This window comes from Lactobacillus nasalidis (assembly GCF_016587775.1).
Classification (GTDB): domain Bacteria; phylum Bacillota; class Bacilli; order Lactobacillales; family Lactobacillaceae; genus Lactobacillus; species Lactobacillus nasalidis.
In genome coordinates this window covers 1-2,180 of sequence record NZ_BOCG01000274.1, presented here as the reverse complement: position 1 = coordinate 2,180, position 2,180 = coordinate 1, and the positions used below count along the sequence as shown (strand labels likewise).

Genomic DNA, 2,180 nt, shown 5'->3' with positions numbered 1-2,180 from the left:
CGTCTCACCTGCAGGTGAGGCGATTTTTTTGCGTGAAAAAAGCGTCCTTCATCAAGAAAGACGCTTTGCTTCAAACAGGCCGTGGCTGCGGGTCAAGTAGAGGCCCAGCAGGCTGACCAAAAGCTCGGTTGCTGGAAAAGCCAGCCACAGACCGGTCAAGCCAAACAGTCTGGCCAGAACAAAGGCGACTGGCACGATCAGGAAAATCCCGCGCAGCAGGGAAATCAGCTGGGCCGGTCCGGCCAGCTCGATTGAAGAAAAATACCCCGCCAGCAGGACATTGAAACCGGCGCAGGCGATCCCGGTGAAATACAGCTTGACGCCGTGGTTGGCCAGGGCCTGGAGGACTGAATTGTGATCATGATTGAACAGGGACACGATCAGGTCGCATTGCCAAAAGAGCAGGGCATAGCTGGCGGCTGCCGTCAGCAAAACCGTGCCCAGACCGTACTTGAAGATCTTTTTGGCGACCGGCAGCTGCTCTTGGCCGTAAGCCTGGCTGACCAGCGGCTGAATTCCCTGGGCGATGCCTGAAAAAATCGAGATGACCACGATTGAAATGTTGGCCACGACTCCGTAAGCAGCCACGCCGTCGTTGCCGCTGAAGCCGAGCAGGAGGAAGTTGAAAACGATCATCACGATCCCCGCAGACAGTTCGGTGATCAGGGCCGGAAAGCCTAGTGAAACGGCCTTGGCCAGCATGGATCCGTCCGGTTTGCCCCAGACAAAGCGGAAGCTGGCGCGTTTTTTGGCAAAATGAGTCAGCAGGAGGGGGATGCCGATCAGCGGCGAGAAACCGGTGGCCAGGACGGCCCCGAGCATGCCCAGCTTGAGCGGAAAGATGAAGATGTAGTCAAACACGATGTTGAACACGCAGGAGAAAAGCCGGGCAAACATGGCCAGGTGCGGGTTGCCGTCGTTTCTGACAAAGTTGCTCAGAATGTCGTTGCCGATGAAAGCCGGGGCAAAGAGCAGGGCAATCCGGATATAAGTGACCACCATCTGTTCAGTCTGCCCGTTGGCTCCCAGCAGTCTGGCCAGGGGATGCACGAAGGCCAGGGCGGCCAGCCAGAAAACCAGGGAGGCCATTATCGCAAACAGCAGCATCTGCGAGAAGACCCGGCTCTGCTGGTCTTTTTCCCCCCGTCCCTTGGCGATGGAAAACATTGTCGCTCCGCCGATGGCAAACATCTGGGCCAGGCCGTCGATGAAATTGTAGACCGGCAGCCCGATGTTCAAGGCGGCCAGCCCTCTGGCCCCCAGCCCGTTGGCGACGAAGTAGGTGTCGGCCAGTACGTAGCAGGAGAGGCCGATCATGCTGGCCACGTTGGCGCTGACGTATTTGCGGAAACTTCTAAAAATTTCTTTTTGCTCCATGCGGGTCCCTCTTTTCATAATTTTAATTATTAGTTTAAGTTTATCAGCTTTAAAAAATAAAGGCGATAGTGCTTTTTGCAAGCGCTTGAAAAAGAAGGTGTGAAAATTACAGCGTCTTTTTATGCTAAAATTGAAAAAGTTGAGAAATGCAAAGAAAACGAAAGAAGGCAAAAACGGTCTCATGAAAACCGAAAGTACTGAGCAAGAGTACCAACACCACCTCTCGCACCACCACCACATGCGGGTGCAGTGGGAAGAATTTTTTCAAAGTGACGACAAGACCAAGATCAAGGAAGCAACCTTGATTGAGAAGGGGTCGATCATCTCCCGGGTCGGCTTGATGATGCTGAGCTGCGGCACCGGTGCCTGGCGGGTGCGCGACGCGATGGACACCATGGCCAGAACCCTGGACCTGACCTGCAGCACTGACATCGGGCTGATCTCGATCGTCTGCACTTATTTTGACGTTGACAACCAGTCTTATTCACAAAGCCTGGCCCTGCCTACGACCGGGGTGAACATGGCCAAGCTGAACGAGCTGGAAAAATTTGTCCGCCAGTTCGAGGCCGCCGACGGCGACTTTGAAATCAAGACCGTGCGCCGCCGGCTGGGGGAAATCGAACACCTCAAGGGCCGGTATCCTTTGTGGGGATCAAGTCTGGCAGCCGCTTTGGCCTGCGGCGGCTTCATTTTCCTCTTGGGCGGCGGCATCCCCGAAATCATTTGTGCCTTCATCGGCGCCGGCTGCGGCCAATTTGCCCGCGGCAGCTTGGCCAAAAGACGGATCACGGTGGCAGCCACCA

Annotated in this window: 2 protein-coding genes; one reads left to right on the top strand and one right to left on the bottom strand. The window is 55.5% G+C overall.

The window, feature by feature from the left end; translation table 11 throughout:
* Positions 1–51: 51 nt before the first annotated feature.
* Positions 52–1,377 (bottom strand): MATE family efflux transporter, encoded by a 1,326-nt coding sequence (locus lacNas_RS04830; protein ID WP_201331078.1) that lies wholly within the window; start codon positions 1,375–1,377, stop codon positions 52–54.
* A 181-nt stretch (positions 1,378–1,558) separates the two neighbouring features.
* On the opposite strand from lacNas_RS04830, the gene lacNas_RS04825 reads away from it, so the two are divergent.
* Positions 1,559–2,180 (top strand): threonine/serine exporter family protein (locus tag lacNas_RS04825; protein ID WP_201346650.1); only part of this gene is annotated, 622 nt, incomplete at its 3' end.